Origin of the sequence: Mycolicibacter icosiumassiliensis (assembly GCF_900078685.2) — a bacterium.
Classification (GTDB): Bacteria; Actinomycetota; Actinomycetes; order Mycobacteriales; family Mycobacteriaceae; genus Mycobacterium; species Mycobacterium icosiumassiliensis.
The window spans coordinates 3,669,014-3,686,995 of record NZ_LT546166.1; the positions used below are offsets into that span (position 1 = coordinate 3,669,014).

Annotated in this window: 15 protein-coding genes; 4 read left to right on the plus strand and 11 right to left on the minus strand. The window is 67.5% G+C overall.

Features of this window, described 5'->3' with window-relative positions; genetic code table 11:
* Window positions 1-41: 41 nt before the first annotated feature.
* Genes hchA through BN4346_RS41460 form a run of 3 tightly spaced genes read right to left on the minus strand, consistent with a single transcriptional unit; the run spans window position 42 to window position 3,318 of the window.
* Window positions 42-917 (minus strand): glyoxalase III HchA, encoded by an 876-nt coding sequence (gene hchA / locus BN4346_RS41450; RefSeq protein ID WP_067975462.1) that lies wholly within the window; start codon window positions 915-917, stop codon window positions 42-44.
* 38 nt (window positions 918-955) lie between these two features.
* On the minus strand, window positions 956-2,722 hold the full coding sequence (gene fadD6 / locus BN4346_RS41455) for a long-chain-acyl-CoA synthetase FadD6 (protein ID WP_067975464.1): 1,767 nt from the start codon (window positions 2,720-2,722) through the stop codon (window positions 956-958).
* A gap of 32 nt (window positions 2,723-2,754) precedes the next feature.
* Window positions 2,755-3,318 carry an LOG family protein gene (locus BN4346_RS41460; protein ID WP_067975468.1) on the minus strand — a complete coding sequence of 188 codons (564 nt, stop codon included), beginning with the start codon at window positions 3,316-3,318 and terminating at the stop codon, window positions 2,755-2,757.
* A gap of 46 nt (window positions 3,319-3,364) precedes the next feature.
* On the opposite strand from BN4346_RS41460, the gene BN4346_RS41465 reads away from it, so the two are divergent.
* A complete protein-coding gene (locus BN4346_RS41465) occupies window positions 3,365-5,413 on the plus strand; it encodes an AAA family ATPase (protein WP_096867575.1) in 2,049 nt (682 codons plus the stop codon).
* Window positions 5,414-5,531: 118 nt separating this feature from the next.
* On the opposite strand, the gene dapE is transcribed toward BN4346_RS41465, so the two are convergent.
* Entirely contained in the window at window positions 5,532-6,608 is a 1,077-nt protein-coding gene (dapE, locus tag BN4346_RS41470; protein ID WP_067975472.1) for a succinyl-diaminopimelate desuccinylase, read from the minus strand.
* An 82-nt stretch (window positions 6,609-6,690) separates the two neighbouring features.
* On the opposite strand from dapE, the gene dapD reads away from it, so the two are divergent.
* Window positions 6,691-7,644: a 2,3,4,5-tetrahydropyridine-2,6-dicarboxylate N-succinyltransferase gene (gene dapD / locus BN4346_RS41475; protein WP_096867720.1), complete on the plus strand. Its 954-nt coding sequence runs from the start codon at window positions 6,691-6,693 to the stop codon at window positions 7,642-7,644.
* On the opposite strand, the gene BN4346_RS41480 is transcribed toward dapD, so the two are convergent.
* Both BN4346_RS41480 and BN4346_RS41485 read right to left on the minus strand, forming a co-directional pair.
* Entirely contained in the window at window positions 7,641-10,556 is a 2,916-nt protein-coding gene (locus BN4346_RS41480; protein ID WP_067975477.1) for an MMPL/RND family transporter, read from the minus strand. The genes dapD and BN4346_RS41480 overlap by 4 nt on opposite strands.
* Window positions 10,553-10,978, minus strand: a complete 426-nt coding sequence (locus tag BN4346_RS41485) for an MmpS family transport accessory protein (protein ID WP_067975480.1) — start codon at window positions 10,976-10,978, stop codon at window positions 10,553-10,555. Before BN4346_RS41485 ends, BN4346_RS41480 begins: the two co-directional genes overlap by 4 nt.
* Window positions 10,979-11,102: 124 nt before the next feature.
* Here BN4346_RS41485 and BN4346_RS41490 point away from each other — a divergent pair, with 124 nt between their 5' ends.
* Window positions 11,103-11,780, plus strand: a complete 678-nt coding sequence (locus BN4346_RS41490) for a TetR/AcrR family transcriptional regulator (RefSeq protein WP_096867721.1) — start codon at window positions 11,103-11,105, stop codon at window positions 11,778-11,780.
* 8 nt (window positions 11,781-11,788) lie between these two features.
* Here the strand turns inward: BN4346_RS41490 and BN4346_RS41495 are convergent, their stop codons facing one another.
* Window positions 11,789-12,085 (minus strand): hypothetical protein, encoded by a 297-nt coding sequence (locus tag BN4346_RS41495; protein ID WP_067975486.1) that lies wholly within the window; start codon window positions 12,083-12,085, stop codon window positions 11,789-11,791.
* 38 nt (window positions 12,086-12,123) lie between these two features.
* Complete coding sequence (locus BN4346_RS41500; protein WP_067975490.1) at window positions 12,124-13,530, minus strand: acyl-CoA synthetase; 1,407 nt, start codon at window positions 13,528-13,530, stop codon at window positions 12,124-12,126.
* Window positions 13,531-13,659: 129 nt separating this feature from the next.
* Here BN4346_RS41500 and BN4346_RS41505 point away from each other — a divergent pair, with 129 nt between their 5' ends.
* On the plus strand, window positions 13,660-14,379 hold the full coding sequence (locus BN4346_RS41505) for a helix-turn-helix transcriptional regulator (protein WP_067975493.1): 720 nt from the start codon (window positions 13,660-13,662) through the stop codon (window positions 14,377-14,379).
* A 24-nt stretch (window positions 14,380-14,403) separates the two neighbouring features.
* Here the strand turns inward: BN4346_RS41505 and BN4346_RS41510 are convergent, their stop codons facing one another.
* The 3 genes from BN4346_RS41510 to BN4346_RS41520 all read right to left on the minus strand — a co-directional run bounded on the left by BN4346_RS41510 (window position 14,404) and on the right by BN4346_RS41520 (window position 17,932).
* The gene (locus BN4346_RS41510; RefSeq protein ID WP_067975495.1) at window positions 14,404-14,751 is read right to left on the minus strand and encodes a carboxymuconolactone decarboxylase family protein; all 348 of its coding nucleotides are present in this window, start codon (window positions 14,749-14,751) and stop codon (window positions 14,404-14,406) included.
* A 19-nt stretch (window positions 14,752-14,770) separates the two neighbouring features.
* Entirely contained in the window at window positions 14,771-16,402 is a 1,632-nt protein-coding gene (gene pruA / locus BN4346_RS41515) for an L-glutamate gamma-semialdehyde dehydrogenase (RefSeq protein WP_067975497.1), read from the minus strand.
* A gap of 75 nt (window positions 16,403-16,477) precedes the next feature.
* Window positions 16,478-17,932 (minus strand): PE-PPE domain-containing protein, encoded by a 1,455-nt coding sequence (locus BN4346_RS41520; RefSeq protein ID WP_067975500.1) that lies wholly within the window; start codon window positions 17,930-17,932, stop codon window positions 16,478-16,480.
* Window positions 17,933-17,982 lie beyond the last annotated feature (50 nt).

Sequence of the window (17,982 nt, forward strand, 5' to 3'; positions counted from 1 at the left end):
GGTGCCCGGTGATGCTCAGTCCGCTCAGACCTGGTGGCCGCTCACACCGTCGCGCCGGCCTCTTCCAACAGCGCGGCGGCGGCGAGGTGACCCAGCCTATTCGACGCGAGCGGACTGTCCCCGGTCAGTAACTTGCGGTCCCGGTGCACCTGACCGGTCATCGCGTCGTTGACAACGGTCAGTCCCTGCTTGCTCAGCAGATCGGCGACGAGCCAGCACAGTCGGCCGGGCAGGTATCCGATTTCGAGATTGGGGCCCTCGTCGAGCGCATCGGGAAACACGCACACCGAGTATCCAGCGAACGGCGATTGTTGCTTGCTCACCGAGGCGGCCAGCAGCGCCGCCGGGCCGTGGCACAACGTGATGATGAACTTGTCGTTGGCCAGCGCCCAATCCAGGGTCTGCTCCACCAAGGTGCTGGTGGGGAGCCCCACCACGGCACCGTGGCCGCCCGGGATGAACACCGCCAGATAGTCGGAATCCGGGCCGAGCTCGTTCTCGATCACCTCGGAAAGCTTTTTCGGTGCCTTGAGCTTCGATTTCAATGCCGCATAGGTCGCAGCGACAGCCTGGTCCTGTGACGGCATCGCCCACAGTTCCAACTTGGCCGGGTAGCCGGAGATGGTCGCGACGTCGATCTCGAACCCTGTCTCCATCAGATGGTGGGCGGGCAGCAGCATCTCGACCGGATGATTGCCGGTGGAGAACATCCGCCCGTTTTCCAGCAGCACATAGCGTTCCTCGGTCGCGATCATCAGCACTTTCCACCGACCGCGGTAGCCGCCCTGATGTGTCACCTTGTCGAAGTCGGTTCGCGGTGCCGTGTACTGGCTCAGCGAATAGGGAGACGGGAAGAAGGCGTTGTCCTCGGCGGGATCTGGAGTCGGATCTCTGCTCAAGTCATCCGTGCTCGACATGTCCCCCAACGTACGCGGGCTTGACCAGCGTGTCAGCCCTACGGACGCTTACCGGCGGCTACTTCGGCGGGGTAGTCGGCGTAGTAAGGCACGTAGCCTTCGCCGCGGCCGGCCAACACGTACAGCGGGTCCTCGATCACGGCGCCCCCGCCGCCGTAGCCCTGCTCGCGCAGCTCCACCTTGCGGCTCTTGAACGTGGTGGTGTGGGCCATCGACGGCACCACCCGCACGAACAGCGGCACCGCGTAGGAGGGCAGCTGGCCGGAGACCACGGCGGCCAGCCCCGGCCCGTCGAAGCTCACTCCGTCCCGCAGTTTGACCGCGGCCATCCCGGCACGGCCACCGGTGCCGGGCACCTCCACCCCGTAGACGGCGCACTCCTCGACCGACTCGTCGGCGCCCAGCGCAGCCTCGACCTGAGTGGTGGCGACGTTCTCGCCCTTCCACCGGAAGGTGTCCCCGAGCCGGTCGACGAACGCGGCGTGCCCCATGCCCTGTGGGCGCATCAGGTCACCGGTGTTGAACCAGCAGTCGCCGTCGCGAAAGGCGTTGCGCACCAGTTTCTTCTCGTTGGCCTCCGGGTCGGTGTAGCCGTCGAACGGCGAGAACCGGTTCACTGGGCTCAGCAGCAGTCCGGGCTGGCCCGCCGGCACCCGCTGCACCCAGCCGTCCGCGCCGCGCAGCGGCAGGCCGGTGTCGGGGTCGTACTGCACGTAGGCCAGCGGCCCCGGATAGACACCGGTGCTGCGCGGCACGTTGAACACATTGAGGAAGGCGCTGTTGCTCTCGCTGGCGGCGTAGAACTCGCAGACCCGCTTGATACCGAACCGATGGGTGAACTCGTCCCAGATCTCTGGCCGCAGCCCGTTGCCGGCGATCACCCGCACCTTGTGCGCCCGATCGGTGGCCTTGGCGGGCTGGTTGAGCAGATACCGGCAGAGCTCGCCGATGTAGACGAACGCGGTGGCGTCCGTGGCGATCACCTCGTCCCAGAACCTCGAGGCCGAGAACGACTTGCCCAACGCCAGCGTGGCACCGGCGTTGAGCACCGAGGACACCGCGACCGTCAGCGCGTTGTTGTGGTACAGCGGCAGGCAGCAGTACAGCGTGTCGGTGCCGCGCAGCCGCAGCCCGATGCCCCCGAAGGTCGCCAGCGCACGCAACCACCGGTAGTGCGTCATCACGCTGGCCTTGGGGTAGCCGGTGGTGCCGGAGGTGAAGATGTAGAACGCGGTGTCCTTGGCCAGCACCGCGTTGACCGAGGCGGGGTTGCCGTCCGGTGCCGTGGCGGCCAGCCGCCGGAACTCCTCGATGGTCACCGGCGCGTCGGTGCAACCGCATTCTTTGACCGGCTCGACCAGGTCGGACTCCGCAATCAGCAGGGTGGCGTTCAGCACGCCCAGACTGTGGGCCAGCACGTCACCGCGCTGGTGGTAGTTGAGCATGCCGGCGACCCCACCGCATTTGGCGACGGCCAGCATCATCAGCACCGCGTCCGGGGAGTTGCGCAGCATGATCCCGACGACATCGCCGTGGCCGACGCCGCGCGCGTAGCGGTTGAGGGTCTCGTTGGCTTCGCGGTAGGTCAGTTGCTGCTCGCCGAACCGGATGAAGACCCGGTCACCGACTTGGGCCGCGCGGTCCTGGAAGACCTTGCCGATCGAAGCCTTGGAGGTGGGGCGGGCCCGCAGTCCGGTCCACAGCCCGCGCAGGATGGTCGGCCCGTCGGCTAACAGGCTGGGGGTGCGGGCGAGAACGTCGACCAGTCCCACCTTGGTGACGGTTCCGGAGTCGTGGTCGGACACGTTATTGCCTCATTTCGCCGAAAATCGAGAGCTTAATCGGTACCGGCGGTACCGGGTGAACAGGCGTCCAGCGCCGCCTCCATCTCGCCGAACACCAGCAGGCGGTCCCTCGCACGCTGGGACACGAACCCGGTGTCGATCAGCCCCGACAGCCACCTCCACAGCCCCTCGTAGTGGCCGTCGGGATCCAGCAGCACCACTTCTTTGTCGTGCATGCCCAGATACCCGGCGGTCCATGTTTCGAACAGCTCTTCCAGCGTGCCGATGCCGCCGGGCAGGGTCAGGAATGCGTCGGCGCGATCATCCATCACCTGTTTCCGCTCGCGCATGGTGTCGGTGACGATCAGCTCGTCGGCGTCGACATCGGCCACCTCGCGGTGCAACAGCGCCTTGGGGATCACCCCGACGGTATGCCCACCGCGCTCGCGGGCGGCCACGGCAAGCGCGCCCATCGCCGAGACGTTGCCGCCTCCCCACACCAGCGTCCAACCCCGCTCGGCGATCGCCGCACCGACTTTGGCGGCCAGCGCCAGCAGCGCCGGATCGCTGGGGCCCGACGCGCAGTAGACACAGACCGCCCATTCGCTGCACCGCACACCGAAAGGCTATCGGGCAGTTGGCTCAGACCGTAAACTCTCGGCGATGCCGATCCGGTGGAACGTCCCCGAGCATTCGGCGACGTTGCATCAGCTCACCGCAGCACTCGACCCCGACGGGCCCCGCGCGGGCGCGGTGGTGCTCGGTCCCGACGGGTGCGGCAAGTCCACCCTGGCCCGGCTGGCTGCTGAAGACCACGCCGACCGCCACCGAAGCACCCGGGTGTGCTGGGTGATCGGCACACCCGCCGAACGCGCCGTGCCGTTCGGCGCCTTCAGCCATCTGGTTCAGGTGGCCGACATCGGTAAACCCGCCGCGCTGCTGCGGGCGGCGCGCGCGTCGTTGGTCGATGCGGTGGGCGATCTGCTGCTGGTGGTCGACGACGCGCATCTGCTCGACATCTTGTCGGCGACGCTCGTCTATCAGCTGGCGCTGACCGGGACGGCCCGCATGATCGTCACTGGGCGCGCCGACTGCTCCCCTGCACCGCCGCCGCCGATCACCGCGCTGTGGGGCGACAATCTGCTGGCACGCATCGACATCACCGCTTCCGATCAGACGAGTGCGGCCGATCGCGACGTGGACGCGTTCGTGGCGGGGTTGCCGGCCGACGCGCGTGCGGTGCTGGACTATCTGGCCGTCTTCGAACCGCTCGCGCTGGTCGACCTGATCAGCCTCACCAGCGCCGACGCGGTCCGCCAGGCCGAGGAGCTGGGCGCGGTGGAGACCCGTGCCCGCGGCGGCCGCGAACCGGACCCGGTGGTCTACACCGCGCACCCGCTGTTCGCCGAGCGGGCCCGCGACGCGCTGGGGGCCCAGGGCGGGCAAGCTGCCCGCACCCGGCGCACCGAGGTGGTCGGGGCGCTGGCGGCCCGGCCCTGCGCACACGTCGGCGAGCAGCTGCGGCTGGCAGAGCTGGCCGCCGACAGCGACGCGCCCCAGCCCACCGCGGACGTGGTGGACGCCGCCCAGCAGGCGCTGCGGCTGGGCGATCTGCACCTGGGTGAGCGGCTGGCCCGCCACGCCCTGGAGCGATCGGACGAATTGCCGGCCCGACTGGCGCTGGCGCACGCGCTGGGCTGGCAGGGCCGCGGGCGCGACGCCGACGCGGTGCTGGCGGCGGTCGACCCCGCCGGACTGAGCGAGCCGGAGTTGATGGCCTGGGCGTTGCCGCGGGCCGCCAATCAGTTCTTCATGCTGGGCGAGCCCGAACGCGCCACCGCCTTCCTGGCCGCCACGCGTGGCCGGGTGACCGGCTTGGCCCCGCGCATCACCCTGGACGCGCTCGGCGCCACCTTCGCGATGAATGCCGGCAACATCGGCCGCGCCGTCGAGGCCGCCACCGCGGTGCTGGCCGACCCGGCCGCCGATGACATGGCGGTGGCGTGGGCGGGCAGCGCCGCGGCCCTGTGTGCGGCGCGGTCCGGCCGCTTCGACGACGTCGGCCCGCTGGCCCGTCGTGCGCTGGACGCCGAACATCCCGGCGTGCTGCGGTTCACCGTCGGGCTCGCCGAGATCACCGCACTGTTGATGGCCAATCGGCTCGCTGAGGCGCGCGAACTGGCTTGGCAGTTCACCGATTTCGCCGAGTTGTCCCAGCCCGGCCGGGCGATCGGCGAGGTGCTGGTGGCGCAGGTGCTGATCGCCGCCGACGAGTACGACGCGGCGATCAAGATGCTGGCGCCGGCGGCGGCCACCTTGGAACGCACCGGCTATTCGTGGGGGCCGCTGTCACTGACCCTGCTGGCCACCGCGCTGGCCCGCCAATCCGACATCGCCGGTGCGGCAAAGGCGTTGAGCCGGGCCGAATCCCGGCACGGCACCAAATCGGCGCTGTTCGCCCCAGAGCTCGGGGTGGCGAAGGCCTGGCAGCGGGCCGGCATGCGCGATCAGCATGGGGCGATCGCCGCCGCCCGGGATGCCGCCCGGATGGCCGAGCGCACCGGGCAGTCGGCGGTGGCGCTGCAGGCCTGGGACGTGGCCGTCCAGCTCGGCGATGCCCGGGCCGTGGACCCGCTGGCCCGGCTGTGCGAGCAGGTCGACTGCGCGTTCGGCCGGACCGCGCTGGAGCAAGCTCGGGCGCTGGAGGGTTAGGACGGGAAACATCTGGTGCCCACTGGGCGTTTGACGACGTGACATGGGCGTGTCGCGTCGTCAAATTCCGACTCGCGGCCAGCACACCTGCGATGGATGTCCGATAATTTTCCGGGCTCTAGGAGCTGAGGAAGCCGCGCAGCAGCTCGGCCACCGTGCTGATCTGCTCGACCGGCACCCGCTCGTCGACGGTGTGGGCAAGGTTGGGATCGCCCGGCCCGTAGTTGACCGCGGGGATGCCGCGGGCGGCGAACCGGGACACGTCGGTCCAGCCGTACTTGGCCCGCACCTGGCCGCCGGCGGCGGCCACCAGTGCGGCGGCGGCGGGTGCGGTCAGTCCCGGCAGGGCGCCGGCGGCGGAGTCGGTCTGCTCGATCACCACGTGCAGGCCGTCGAACACCTCCTGCACGTGGATCAGCGCCTCGTGGGGCGTGCGGTCCGGGGCGAAGCGGAAGTTCACGGTCACGCTCGCGGCATCGGGGATGACGTTGCCGGCCACCCCGCCGTCGATGCGCACCGCCGACAGGCCCTCGCGGTAGACACAGCCGTCGATGTCGATGCTGCGCGGCTGGTAGGCGGCCAGTCGATTCAGGACCGCCCCCAGTTTGTGGATGGCATTGTCGCCCAGCCAGGACCGCGCCGAATGCGCCCGGGTGCCGGCCGCCGTGACGACGACCCGCAGTGTGCCCTGACAGCCGGCCTCGATGTAGCCGCCGGTGGGTTCGCCGAGGATGGCGACGTCGGCCGTCAGCCAGTCCGGCAGGGTGCGCTCGATGCGGCCCAGCCCGTTGGCGGCCGCCTCGATCTCCTCGCAGTCGTAAAACACGCAGGTCAGATCGTGTGCGGGCTCGATGACGGTGGCAGCCAGGTGCAAGAAAACGGCGACACCGGATTTCATGTCGACGGTGCCGCAGCCGTGCAGCACGTCGCCCTCTTCGCCAACGGTGCGCCGGCTGGGCAGGTTGCCGGCCGCCGGCACGGTGTCCAGATGCCCGGCCAGCAGCACCCGGGTCGGGCGTCCCAGTTGGGTGCGGGCCAGCACCGCGTCGCCGTCGCGAATGATCTCGAAACCGGAAGTCTGGGCCCGCAGGGCGGCTTCGACTTCGTCGGCGATACACGCTTCGTGCCGCGACTCGCTGGGGATGTCCACCAGCGCCGCGGTCAGTGCAATCGGGTCCGAGCGCAGGTCCAGCACGTGCCTAGCCTAGCGGTCCGGGTTGATTCGGCGGCCCAGCTTCGCCTCTCCTTCGTCGAGCCTCGCTCACCGCCGGGGTAACCTGACCAGCGTGACTGGAGCTTCGGGCGTCGGGGTAGCGACGCTGGCCGCAGACGGATCGGTGCTCGACACCTGGTTTCCCGCACCGGAGTTGGGCGGCTCGGGCCAGCCCGGAACCACCCCCCTGGCCGCGGACGAGGTGCCCGCCGACCTAGCCGGTCTGCTCGGTCGTGACGAGGACCGCGGCACCGAGACGGTCGCGGTGCGCACCGTCATCGGGTCGCTGGACGACACCGCCGTCGACGCCTACGACGCCTATCTGCGCCTGCACCTGCTGTCGCATCGGCTGGTGGTACCGCACGGACTCAACGCCGGCGGGCTGTTCGGGGTGCTGACCAACGTGGTGTGGACCAACTACGGTCCGTGCGCGGTCGAGGGCTTCGAGTCGACCCGTGCCCGGTTGCGCCGGCGCGGCCCGGTCACGGTCTACGGCGTGGACAAGTTCCCCCGCATGGTCGACTACGTGCTGCCCTCTGGAGTGCGCATTGCCGACGCGGACCGGGTGCGCCTCGGTGCACACCTGGCGTCGGGGACCACGGTGATGCACGAAGGATTCGTCAACTTCAACGCCGGCACCCTGGGCGCCTCGATGGTGGAGGGTCGCATCTCGGCGGGCGTAGTGGTCGGCGACGGCTCCGATGTCGGCGGCGGCGCTTCGATCATGGGAACGCTGTCCGGTGGTGGGACACAAGTGATTTCGATCGGCAAGCGCTGCCTGTTGGGCGCGAATGCCGGATTGGGCATCCCGCTGGGCGACGACTGCGTGATCGAAGCCGGGCTGTATGTCACCGCCGGAACCAAGGTCGCGCTGCCCGACGGCAGCACCGCCAAGGCCCGCGATCTGGCCGGCGGGAACAACCTGCTGTTCCGCCGCAACTCACAGACCGGCGCGGTCGAGGTGGTGGCCCGTGACGGCCAGGGCATCGCGCTCAACGAGGACCTGCACGCCAACTAACGGCCGGGTTCATACGCCTGCTCCTCCGTCGCGGGGTCCCGCTGGATCGGTTGCGGCCAGGGCTGCGGAACCGGCCGGGGACGCACGATCTGCGGCCACCAGAACCAGCGCCCGAGCAGGGTCGCGACCGACGGTGTCATCAGGGACCGGACGATCAAGGTGTCGAAGAGCAGCCCCAGCCCGATGGTCGTACCGACCTGGCCGATCACGATCAAGGCGCTGACCGCCATGGATGCCATGGTGAAGGCGAACACCAGACCCGCCGCCGTGACCACGGCACCGGTGCCGACCATGGCGCGAATCAGCCCGGTGTGCAGGCCCGCGTGGATCTCCTCCTTGATCCGCGAGACCAGCAGCAGGTTGTAGTCCGCGCCGACGGCGAGCAGCACGATGACCGACATCGGCAGCACCATCCAGTGCAGCGGGATGCCGACGATGTGTTGCCAGAGCAGGACTGAGAGGCCGAACGCCGAACCGAGGCTGAGCACCACCGTGCCGACGATCACCGTCGCGGCGACCACGGCGCGGGTCAGGACCATCATGATGATGAAGATCAGGATCAGCGCGGCCGTCGCAACGATCAGCAAGTCGTAGTTGGCGCCCTGCTGCATGTCGTAGAACATCGCTGCGCTGCCGCCGAGGTAGATCGAGGCTCCCTCGAACGGTGTCCCCTTGATCGCATCGGCCGCCGCGACCTTGAGCGCTTCGATGCGCGAAATTCCCTCGGGCGTCAACGGGTCACCCTGGTGAATGATGGTTAACCGCACTGCATGTCCGTCAGGCGACATGAACAGTTTGATGCCGCGCTTGAAGTCGGCGGTCTCGAAGGCCTCCGGCGGAAGGTAGAACGAGTCGTCGTTCTTGGCGGAATCGAAGGCCTCGCTCATCGCCGTGGAGTTCTGCTGCATCGCGATGTTCTGGTCCTGCTGCGCCTTCTGCACCTGGTACTGGTTGAGCAGCGTCTGCTTCTGGTTCTTCATCGACTGGATCTGCGCCGGCATCACGGCGACCATCCGCGGCATCAGCTCGGCCATGCGTTGCATGTCGGGAACCAGGTCGTCGAAGTCACCGGACATGGTGTCGATACCGTCCATCGTGTCAAAGATCGACCGCAGCGCGTGGCAGATCGGGATGTCGAAGCAGTGCGGCTCCCAGTAGAAGTAGTTGCGGAACACCCGGAAGAAATCGTCGAAATCGGCCATGTGGTCCCGCATTTCGCCGATGTCGACCGCGGTGTTGGCCATCTTGTCGGCCATCCGCTGCGACACCGCGGCCAGATCCTGCTGGATATTCATCATCTCGGTCATCGAGTCGATGCTGGCCTGCAGATCGTCGGCCTGCTTGAGCAGGTTCTCCAGGTTGGTCTGCATGTAGTCGTTGTTCATCAGCTGGGCGGTGCCGCTCTGGCCGATGGTGTACGGGATCGTCGAATGCTTGATTGGATCCCCGTCGGGGCGGGTGATGGTCTGCACCTGGGCGATGCCGTGCACGCTCTTGAGGGCTTTGGCGATCTTGTCGATCACCAGGAAGTCGGCCGGGTTGCGCAGGTCCCGGTCGGTTTCGATCATCATCAGGTCCGGGTTCATCTTCGCCTGGGAGAAGTGCCGGAACGCCGCCGAGTAGCCCACGTTCGCCGCGACGTCATCGGGCAGGTAGATGCGGTCGTTGTAGCTGGTGTGGTATCCGGGCAGCGCAAGCAGGCCGATCAGCGCCGCCGCGACGGCGGCCACCAGAACCGCCCCGGGCCAGCGAACGGTGGTGGTGCCGACCCGGTGCCACCCGGTCGACCGGGTGAGGCGCTTGGGCTCCAGAACACGACCGAAGCGACTGCACACCGAGATGACTGCGGGCCCCAGGGTCAACGCGGCGGCGACCACGAACACCATGCCGATCGACAGCGGGAAGCCCATGGTCTGGAAGTACGGCAGCCGGGTGAAGTGCAGGCAGAACGTGGCCCCGGCAATCGTCAGCCCCGAGGCCAACACCACGTGCGCGGTTCCGTGGAACATGCTGTAGTACGCGGTTTCTCGGTCCTCACCGGCTTTGCGCGCTTCCTGATATCGACCGATCAGGAAGATGGCGTAGTCGGTGGAGGCGGCGATGGCCAACGTCACCAGCATGTTGCTCGCGAAGGTCGTCAGGCCGAACAGGTTGTGAAATCCCATGAATGCCACCAGCCCGCGAGCAGCCGAGAGCTCGAATACGACCATCAGCAGCACGATCAGTGTGGTGATGACGGATCGGTACACGCCCAACAACATCACCGTGATGACGGCGAAGGTGAGCATCTCGATGGTTTCCATGCTCTTGTCGCCGACGTGATTCTGGTCGGAACTTGTTGCCGCCGGCCCCGTCACGTACGCCTTCACGCCGGCGGGTGCGGGAGCATCGGATGCGATGTGGCGCACCGCGTCCACCGACTCGTTGGCCAGCGTCTCCCCCTGGTCGCCGGCGATATAGACCTGAACGTAGGCGGCCTTGCCGTCGGCACTCTGGGCGCCCTTGGCAGTCAGCGTGTCGCCCCAGAAGTCCTGGACGTGCTGCACGTGGGCGGTGTCGGCACGCAGATCGCGGACCATGTGGTCATAGAACTCGTGTGCCTGTGCGCCCAGCGGCTCCTCGCCTTCGAGCACGATCATCACCGAGCTGGACGTGTCGTACTCCTGGAACACCTTTCCGACGCGCTTGGTGGCGATCATCGACGGTGCGTCATTGGGGCTCATCGACACTGCGCGCAGCTTGCCGACTTCCTCAAGCTGCGGCACGACGACATTCAGCACGGCGACCAGGGCGATCCAGGCCAGGATGATCGGTATCGCGAACTTCCGGATGAACCGGGGTATCCGCGGGCGCTCGGCATGACGTGCTGCCGGAATGGTCTCGGTCGGCGCGTCGTCCGTCGGCGCGTTCATGCGGCCTTCACAAAACAGAAGGTCTCGGCGTTCACTCCGGTAGCCGTCCTTTCCTGTTTGACCTCGTCGTCGACGGTCACCCGGCAGCTGATGCTGTCGCCGTCGCCCTGGGCCAGGATGTTGGGCATCACCGAGGGCAAGGTGGTCTGCAGAGTCAGGGTCCACGGCAGCGCCACATCCGTGACGCGCTGCGGCTTGCCTTCCAGGTCCATGTAGTTGATGACGGCGGTGGTGCCCGAACCGAAGATCTCGTAGGTGACGAACTTCGGGTTGAAGTCCTCGGCGTTGTCCGAGGATATGTCGGTCACCACGACCGGATGCGCACCGAACACGGTCCGCAGCTGTGCGACGGTCAAGGCGCCTGCCGCGACTGCCGTCACGATCAAAGCGGGCAGCCAAACCCGGCTGATCAGCCTTTTCATCGCCTGCCTTCCCCGACGTTGACCAGGCCGGTCGTCGTCTCCGCTCCAAGTAGCTAAGCTAATTAAGTAAGTGGATTAAGTCAATCCGGTTTAATGTTGCGCCCATTACACTTGGCAGGTGAACGTGAGTGAGACGACGGACCGCCCGTTGCGCAAGGACGCCGAGCGCAATAGGAAGCGCATCCTGGAAGCAGCTCGTGACCTGTTCGCCGGCAAGGGGCTCGAGCCCAACCTCAACGACGTCGCGCACCATGCGGGCGTAGGAGTGGGCACCGTCTACCGAAGGTTCGCCAGCAAGGATGAGCTGCTCGAGGCGATCTTCGAAGACGGCCTGAACCAGCTGACGGATTTGGCGGGAACAGCTCTGCAACAACCAGATCCCTGGCAGGGGTTCGTGTGGTACGTCGAGCAGATGTGTGAGATCACCGCGACCGACCGCGGATTGCGGGAGATCGCCTTCAGCAAGTCATACGGCGGCGATCGCGTGACAGCCGCCCAGGAGCGACTCATTCCTCTTCAGAAGCGGCTCGTCGAACGAGCACGCAGCGACGGTCGGCTGCGCCCCGAACTGTCCGATACCGACATGCCGATCTTCGGACTGCTGGCCGGCACGGTGAGCGAGTTCGCCGGCCATCTCGACGCCGAGCTGTGGCGTCGTTACGTGGCCATCCTTATCGACGGTATGCGCTGCCGCAGTGACCAATTGCCGCTGCCGGTGGCCGCACTCGATGACGACGGAGTCGAGTGCGCGATGCGAAGCTGGGAACCGGCAGGCCCCTGCGGTGACCGCAGCCGCGAATGAGATGAGCGCTACAGCATCGCCCGGCTGATCTTGTCGCTGTCTTTCCCGATCGTCTTGCAGTACGCGCTGACCGCCACCTGCGTGCCCGACAGCTCCAGGTTCGACGGCTCGCCGCCCTTGGAGTCCTTGAGCATCTTGGAGATTTCGGAGCGCTGCTTCTGGTCGGTGTGGCCGTTGAACTCTCCGCACGTGGTGTCGCCGCCCTTGTTGATGACCTTGTCCACCTCCGAGCATCCACCGAGTAGGACCGTCGCGCTGGCGAGGACGGTGACAGCGGCGAGACTGAATCGCTTCCTAGGCTTCACAGGGCCACCCTTCTGGTTTCGATTCGCGCAAGCGGAGCCTACGTCAGCAGCGCCTTCTTGAGCACCTTCCCCATCGCGTTGCGCGGCAGGGCATCTACCAGCCGTACCTCGCGAGGCCGCTTGTGCGCCGAAAGCTGTTGACCGACATAGTCGATCAATTCGCTCGGCTGCGCCGGGCGGTCCGCCGAGGCGACGACGAACGCCACGATCCGCTGGCCCAGGTCTTCGTCGGGCAATCCGACGACGGCTACTTCAGAAACCGCGGGATGGCCCAGCAACGCCGTCTCGATCTCACCAGCCCCGACCCGGAAACCACCGGACTTGATCAGATCGACCGATTCGCGGCCGACGATCCGATGCATGCCGTCGCCGTCGATAACCCCCACGTCCCCGGTGCGGTACCACCCATCGGCGTCGAACGCTTCGGCGGTGGCGTCGGGCCGGTTGAGGTAACCGTTGAACAGCGTCGGCCCGCGCACCGCGAGCCGCCCGATCGTCGCCCCGTCGTGCGGCACCGGGCCGCCGTCATCGGCGACAAGCTTGGTCTGCACCCCGTGCAACGGCAGACCCACCCATCCTGGGCGGCGCTCACCGTCGACCCGGGTGCTCACCGTGATCAGCGATTCGGTGCTGCCATACCGCTCGATCGGGGCGTGACCGGTCTGGGCGACGAGGGCGTCGAACACCGGGACCGGCAGCGCCGCGCTGCCCGAGACCAACAGCCGAGCGGGCCGCAGCGCTGCGGCGGCGCCCGCGTCGGCCACCACCCGAGACCACACGGTGGGCACCCCGAAATACAGCGTGCCGCGTGCGGCTGCGTACGCCTCCGGCGTCGGCTTTCCGGTGTGCACGAAGCGGTTGCCCACCCGCAACGAGCCCAGTAGGCCCAAGACCAAGCCGTGCACGTGGTACAGCGGCAAGCCGTGCACCAGCACGTCATCGGGGCTCCACTGCCAGGCCTGCGCCAGCGCGTCGAGGTCCGCGGCCAGCGCCCGCCGGCTCAGCTGCACACCTTTGGGCGGGCCGGTGGTGCCGGAGGTGTAGATGATCAACGCGGTGTCGCCTGAATCCACCGGCTCAGGCAGCTGGTGCGACGAGCCGGCGCGCGCCGGAAAGTGCGGCAGGCCGGCGAGGTCCTCGGGCCGCTCCCCCAGCCAGGCCTGCGCACCCGAGTCCCGCAGGATGTGCTGGCGTTCAGCGACGCCGACGTCAGCGGGGACCGGTACTACCGGTACTCCGGCGAGCAGACAGCCGGTGACCGCCAGCACGGTCTGCGCCGTGGGGGTGGCCAGTACCGCGACTGTCGGCGCCCCGGCAAGATCTTCGAGCACTGCCGCGGAAGCGGCACTCAACTCGGCACGGCTCAGTAGGGTGTTGTCGATACGCACCGCATCGGCGATGTCCGAGGCGTTCGAGTCGTCGGCAGCCAGCGACGTCAGCAGCATCTCGGGGACGTTACCCGGTCAGCAGCGGGTGCCCGGCCGGCCGACCGAACGGCAGCCGACCGCAATAAGTGGTATCAACGAATTGGTTCCCCTAAATTTGTGGGCAACTCCTCAAGGAGAGGTACTCCCATGCACGACCAGTCCGTCCCGCGGCGCGGCACCGCTCGCAGTCAGCGGTTGCCACGCAACCAGCAACGGGAACGGGTGCTGCGGTTGGTGGGCGCCGCCAGTGGCGCAGTCGACGCCGCTGAGCTCGCCGAGCGGATGAACCTGCATGTCACCACGGTGCGATTCCACCTCGATGCCTTGTGTGAGGACGGGGCGGTCGCCCGGACCCGGATCAAAAGTGGCGGCGTCGGGCGGCCCCGCACCGGCTACCTGGCGGTCCGCGACCGGTTGGATTACCGCAACCTGGCCGAGATATTGGCGATGGAGCTCGGTGAGACCGCCGCCGAGCGCCAGCAGCGTGCCGAACTGGCAGGCCAACGCTGGGCCGACCGGATCTTGGCCGCCGACGAATCCGTTGCCGAGGGGCCCGGCACTCCGGACGAATCGGCCCCCGACGCCGGCATCGACGAGTGCGCCGACCGGATCGCGGGGATCTTCGCGCGAATGGGGTTCGGCGCGGAACTCGCCGCGGCCGAAGACGGCGACGGCAGCCAACGCACGATCCTGCTGCACGCGTGTCCGGTTCGCGACTTGGCGCGGACGCACCCGGAAGTCGGCTGCGCCATGCACCGGGGCCTGCTGTGGGGGCTGCTCAACGCCGACAACGCTCCCGGCGGCAGCGCGGAGTTGGAACCGTTCGTCGAACCGGAGATCTGCATCGCCCGGGTGATCGGCCGCTAGCCCGGCCGGCTCGACCCGGAATCGTCAGTCCGTGGCGTCGGCGAATTCGCAGAACGCCGTGTAGGCACGGGCCCCGTAGATGGTGGCCGGCCCGCCGTGCATGAGAATGCTGACGCCGATGGCCTCGGCGGCCTCCTGCTTGGTTGCGCCGGCGCGTGCCGCCGCCCGTGCGTGTGAGGCGATGCATCCGTCGCAACCCTGCACCACGCCCATCGCCATCGCCATCAGCTCTTTGACCTTGCGCTCCAAGGCGCCGGATTCGAACGTGGCCTTGCTCATTTCGCCGAACGCTTGGTAGACGCCGGGGATCTGCTGCCGAAGGTCGCGATGCTGCGGGTTCAGCTCGTTGAGGACTTCCTGGTAATGACCCATACCCCCCAGGGTATCAGGTTCAGGGCGCCGCCATGTGCGGGTAACCGTGCTCGGTGGGCGGAACGAAGGACTCTTTGATCGTTCGCGCCGACGTCCAGCGCAGTAGGTTCAGCGGCGAACCCGCCTTGTCGTTGGTGCCCGAGTTGCGCGAGCCACCAAAGGGCTGCTGCCCCACCACCGCACCGGTCGGTTTGTCGTTGACGTAGAAGTTCCCGGCGGCGAACCGCAGCCGCCGTAGCGCGGTACGCACCGCATGCCGGTCCTCGGCGATGACCGCCCCGGTCAGCGCGTAGCGCGATCCGCTGTCGATGAGGTCGAGAATCCGCTCGTAATGCCCGTCGGAATAGACGTACACCGACAGCAGCGGGCCGAAGTATTCCGTGCTGAACATCTCGTCGGTCGGATCCTCGGCGAGCAGCACCGTGGGCCGCACGAAATAGCCCACGCTGTCGTCGTAGTCACCGCCGACCGCCACCTCGACACCGGGGGCGGCCTTGGCGCGCTCGATGGCGCGCACGTTCTTGGCAAACGCCCGCCCGTCGATGAGCGCGCCACCGAAGTTCGTCAGGTCGGTGACGTCGCCGTAGCGCAGCTGCGCCGTCGCGGCCAGCAGGTCGTCGCCGCATCGTCGCCACAGCGAGCGGGGGACGTAGGCCCGCGAGGCAGCCGAGCACTTCTGCCCCTGGTAGTCGAAGGCGCCGCGAATCAGCGCAGTACGCAGCACGTCCGGCCGCGCCGACGCATGCGCCACCACGAAGTCCTTGCCACCGGTCTCCCCGACCAGTCGTGGATAGCTGTCGTACCGGTCGATGTTGGCACCCACCTGACGCCACAGCGCGCGGAAAGTCTCCGTCGAGCCGGTGAAGTGGATTCCGGCCAGCCGCGAATCCGCCAGCGCCACCTCGGAAACCGCGTAACCGTCACCGGTGAGTAGGTTGATCACCCCCGGCGGCAGCCCGGCCTCCTCCAACAGCTGCATGGTCAGGTACGCGGCGAGGCTCTGGGTGACGGACGGCTTCCAGATCACCGTGTTGCCCATCAGCGCCGGCGCCGTGGGCAGGTTACCTGCGATCGAGGAGAAGTTGAACGGGGTGATGGCGTAGACGAACCCGTCCAGCGGCCGATAGTCGGTGCGGTTCCACACTCCGGGGCTGCTGATCGGTTGCTGCGTCAGGATCTGACGGGCGAACGCGACGTTGAACCGCCAGAAGTCGATGAGTTCGCACGGCGCGTCGATCTCGGCCTGGTAGGCGGTCTTGGACTGGCCGAGCATGCCCGCGGCGGCGATGGTCTCCCGCCACGGGCCGGCCAGCAGGTCGGCGGCCCGCAGGAAGATGGCCGCACGCTCGTCGAACGGGGTTGCCGCCCAGTCGTTCTTGGCCGCGGCGGCGGCTTCGACCGCCGCGGCGGCGTCCGCGTGGGTAGCGTTGGTCAGCGCGCCCAGCACCGCGGCGCGCCGGTGCGGTTGGACGATGTCGATGCGCGCACCATCGCCCATCCGATGCCGGCCGGCGATGACGTGCGGCACGTCGCGTGGTTGGTCGGTGAGCTCAGCCAGTGCGGTACGCAGCCGGGTGCGCTCCGCCGAGTCCGGGGCATAGTCATGGACCGGCTCGTTGACCGGAACCGGCACTTCGGTGATGGCGTCCATAACCCAGGATGCGCCCAGATACGCGGCCGCGCTCCTGATTCAGCTGTCCCCCGGTTCGCCCCGATGCGGCGCCGGTCAGAAGATGCCGGACAGGTCGCCTGAGATCGACGTCAGGGTCTGCTCCAGCACCATGAACTCGATGCCGACCGCGGCCGTGACCAGCCCGGTGTCAGCGGCCAGCGGCCCCACGAGGGCCTGGAGCGGGTCACTGAAGATGTTCTCGGCGAACATGTTCAGGTCGTAGGCCGGCATGTTGACCAACAGCGACGTGAGGATGTCGGCCGTGGGCAGCAGCGTCGAGTAGCCCTGGGAGAACGCCGACGTCAACCCGTTGACGATGTCGCTGAAGCTCGGCAAGGAACCGCCGGCGCCGCTACCCGCGAACAGATCGGACAACCCTCCCGACGAGTCGGCCGTCGACGCCGGATGCGTCAGATCGTTGAGGAACGCCTGGAAGCCTTCCTGCAGAGCCGGACCCATATTGTTCATCGCCGTGGTCAACTGCTCGATCGACGGAAACAGCCCAAACGTGGTGGGCACATTGGCCTGACCGACATCCCAACCCTGATTGTCAGGGTTGTCGTAACCCAGGTTGACGATCTGCGTCAGGGCCGGGTTGAGCAGGTCGACCAGGGGCTTGCCGATCAGGGGGATGCCTTCGAACAGGCGCAGCAGCGGCAGCACCTGATCGTCGGCCATCGGGATCATGTAGTAGGTGGTGTTCCCGTCGTAGCCCTCGGTCGTGGGCAGCTGGATGGCATGGTCGATCTGATCGGGGGTAAGCAGCCGGTAGGTGGGGTGGACATAGAGCAGGCCCAGGACCGCATTGAGGTCGGCCAAGGCATTCAGCGTGTACTTCGGGAAGTCGGCGAAGCCGTCGTACTCCTGGGTGTAGATGTCGGTCTGGTAGATCGAGTCTGCCGGGGTTGCACCGTCGAAGGTGATACCCAGCGCAGGCAGACTCAGCGGGGCGAACCGTTCCAGCAGCCCGCCGTCGGGGTTGCTCGGATTGCCCACCAACACGAACTTCACCGCGTCGGCGGCGACGCCGTCCTGCTCGAGTTGCGGCATCACCATTCCAGAGATTGTTGAGCTCTGGGACTCCCCGTAAACCGCGACGGTGTTACCCGCTGCGACGCTGTCTTCGATATAGGTTTTGAGCATCGTGGTGCCCTGGGCGAACGACTGATCGAATGTCAGGCTCTTGACGCCGGTATAGATCGGCGAGCCACCCTCGGGGGTAAACACACCCTGAGACTCCGCACCGGGCAGGATCCGTTGGATGAACAGGTCGTTGGCCTGCTGCACGTAGTCGGGGAACTTCGCCGAGTCCTGCGGGATCGGGGTGCCGGTACCGCCGACGACCAGTCCTACCAGGTTATTCGCCGCGTCCACTGCGTTACCGGCGAGCAGCCGCACCGCCTGCAGCTGTGTTGCCGACGGAGCGGGCGCGATCGGAGTGACCGCGACCAGGCCGGCGCCCACCAGGCAGACGCCTGAGGTGACGTAGGAGCGAAGTGCTAACGACATGAGATTTCCTTAGGATCGACGACCGGTCAATAATTGGGCAGGTCGGCGGC

Coding starts and splice junctions, on each gene's coding strand:
- BN4346_RS41480 (WP_067975477.1), bottom strand. CDS start 10,556: ATGAACGCGCCGACGGACGACGCGCCGACCGAGACCATTCCGGCAGCA.
- hchA (WP_067975462.1), bottom strand. CDS start 917: ATGTCGAGCACGGATGACTTGAGCAGAGATCCGACTCCAGATCCCGCC.
- pruA (WP_067975497.1), bottom strand. CDS start 16,402: ATGGACGCCATCACCGAAGTGCCGGTTCCGGTCAACGAGCCGGTCCAT.
- BN4346_RS41520 (WP_067975500.1), bottom strand. CDS start 17,932: ATGTCGTTAGCACTTCGCTCCTACGTCACCTCAGGCGTCTGCCTGGTG.
- BN4346_RS41505 (WP_067975493.1), top strand. CDS start 13,660: ATGCACGACCAGTCCGTCCCGCGGCGCGGCACCGCTCGCAGTCAGCGG.
- BN4346_RS41500 (WP_067975490.1), bottom strand. CDS start 13,530: ATGCTGCTGACGTCGCTGGCTGCCGACGACTCGAACGCCTCGGACATC.
- BN4346_RS41510 (WP_067975495.1), bottom strand. CDS start 14,751: ATGGGTCATTACCAGGAAGTCCTCAACGAGCTGAACCCGCAGCATCGC.
- BN4346_RS41465 (WP_096867575.1), top strand. CDS start 3,365: ATGCCGATCCGGTGGAACGTCCCCGAGCATTCGGCGACGTTGCATCAG.
- BN4346_RS41485 (WP_067975480.1), bottom strand. CDS start 10,978: ATGAAAAGGCTGATCAGCCGGGTTTGGCTGCCCGCTTTGATCGTGACG.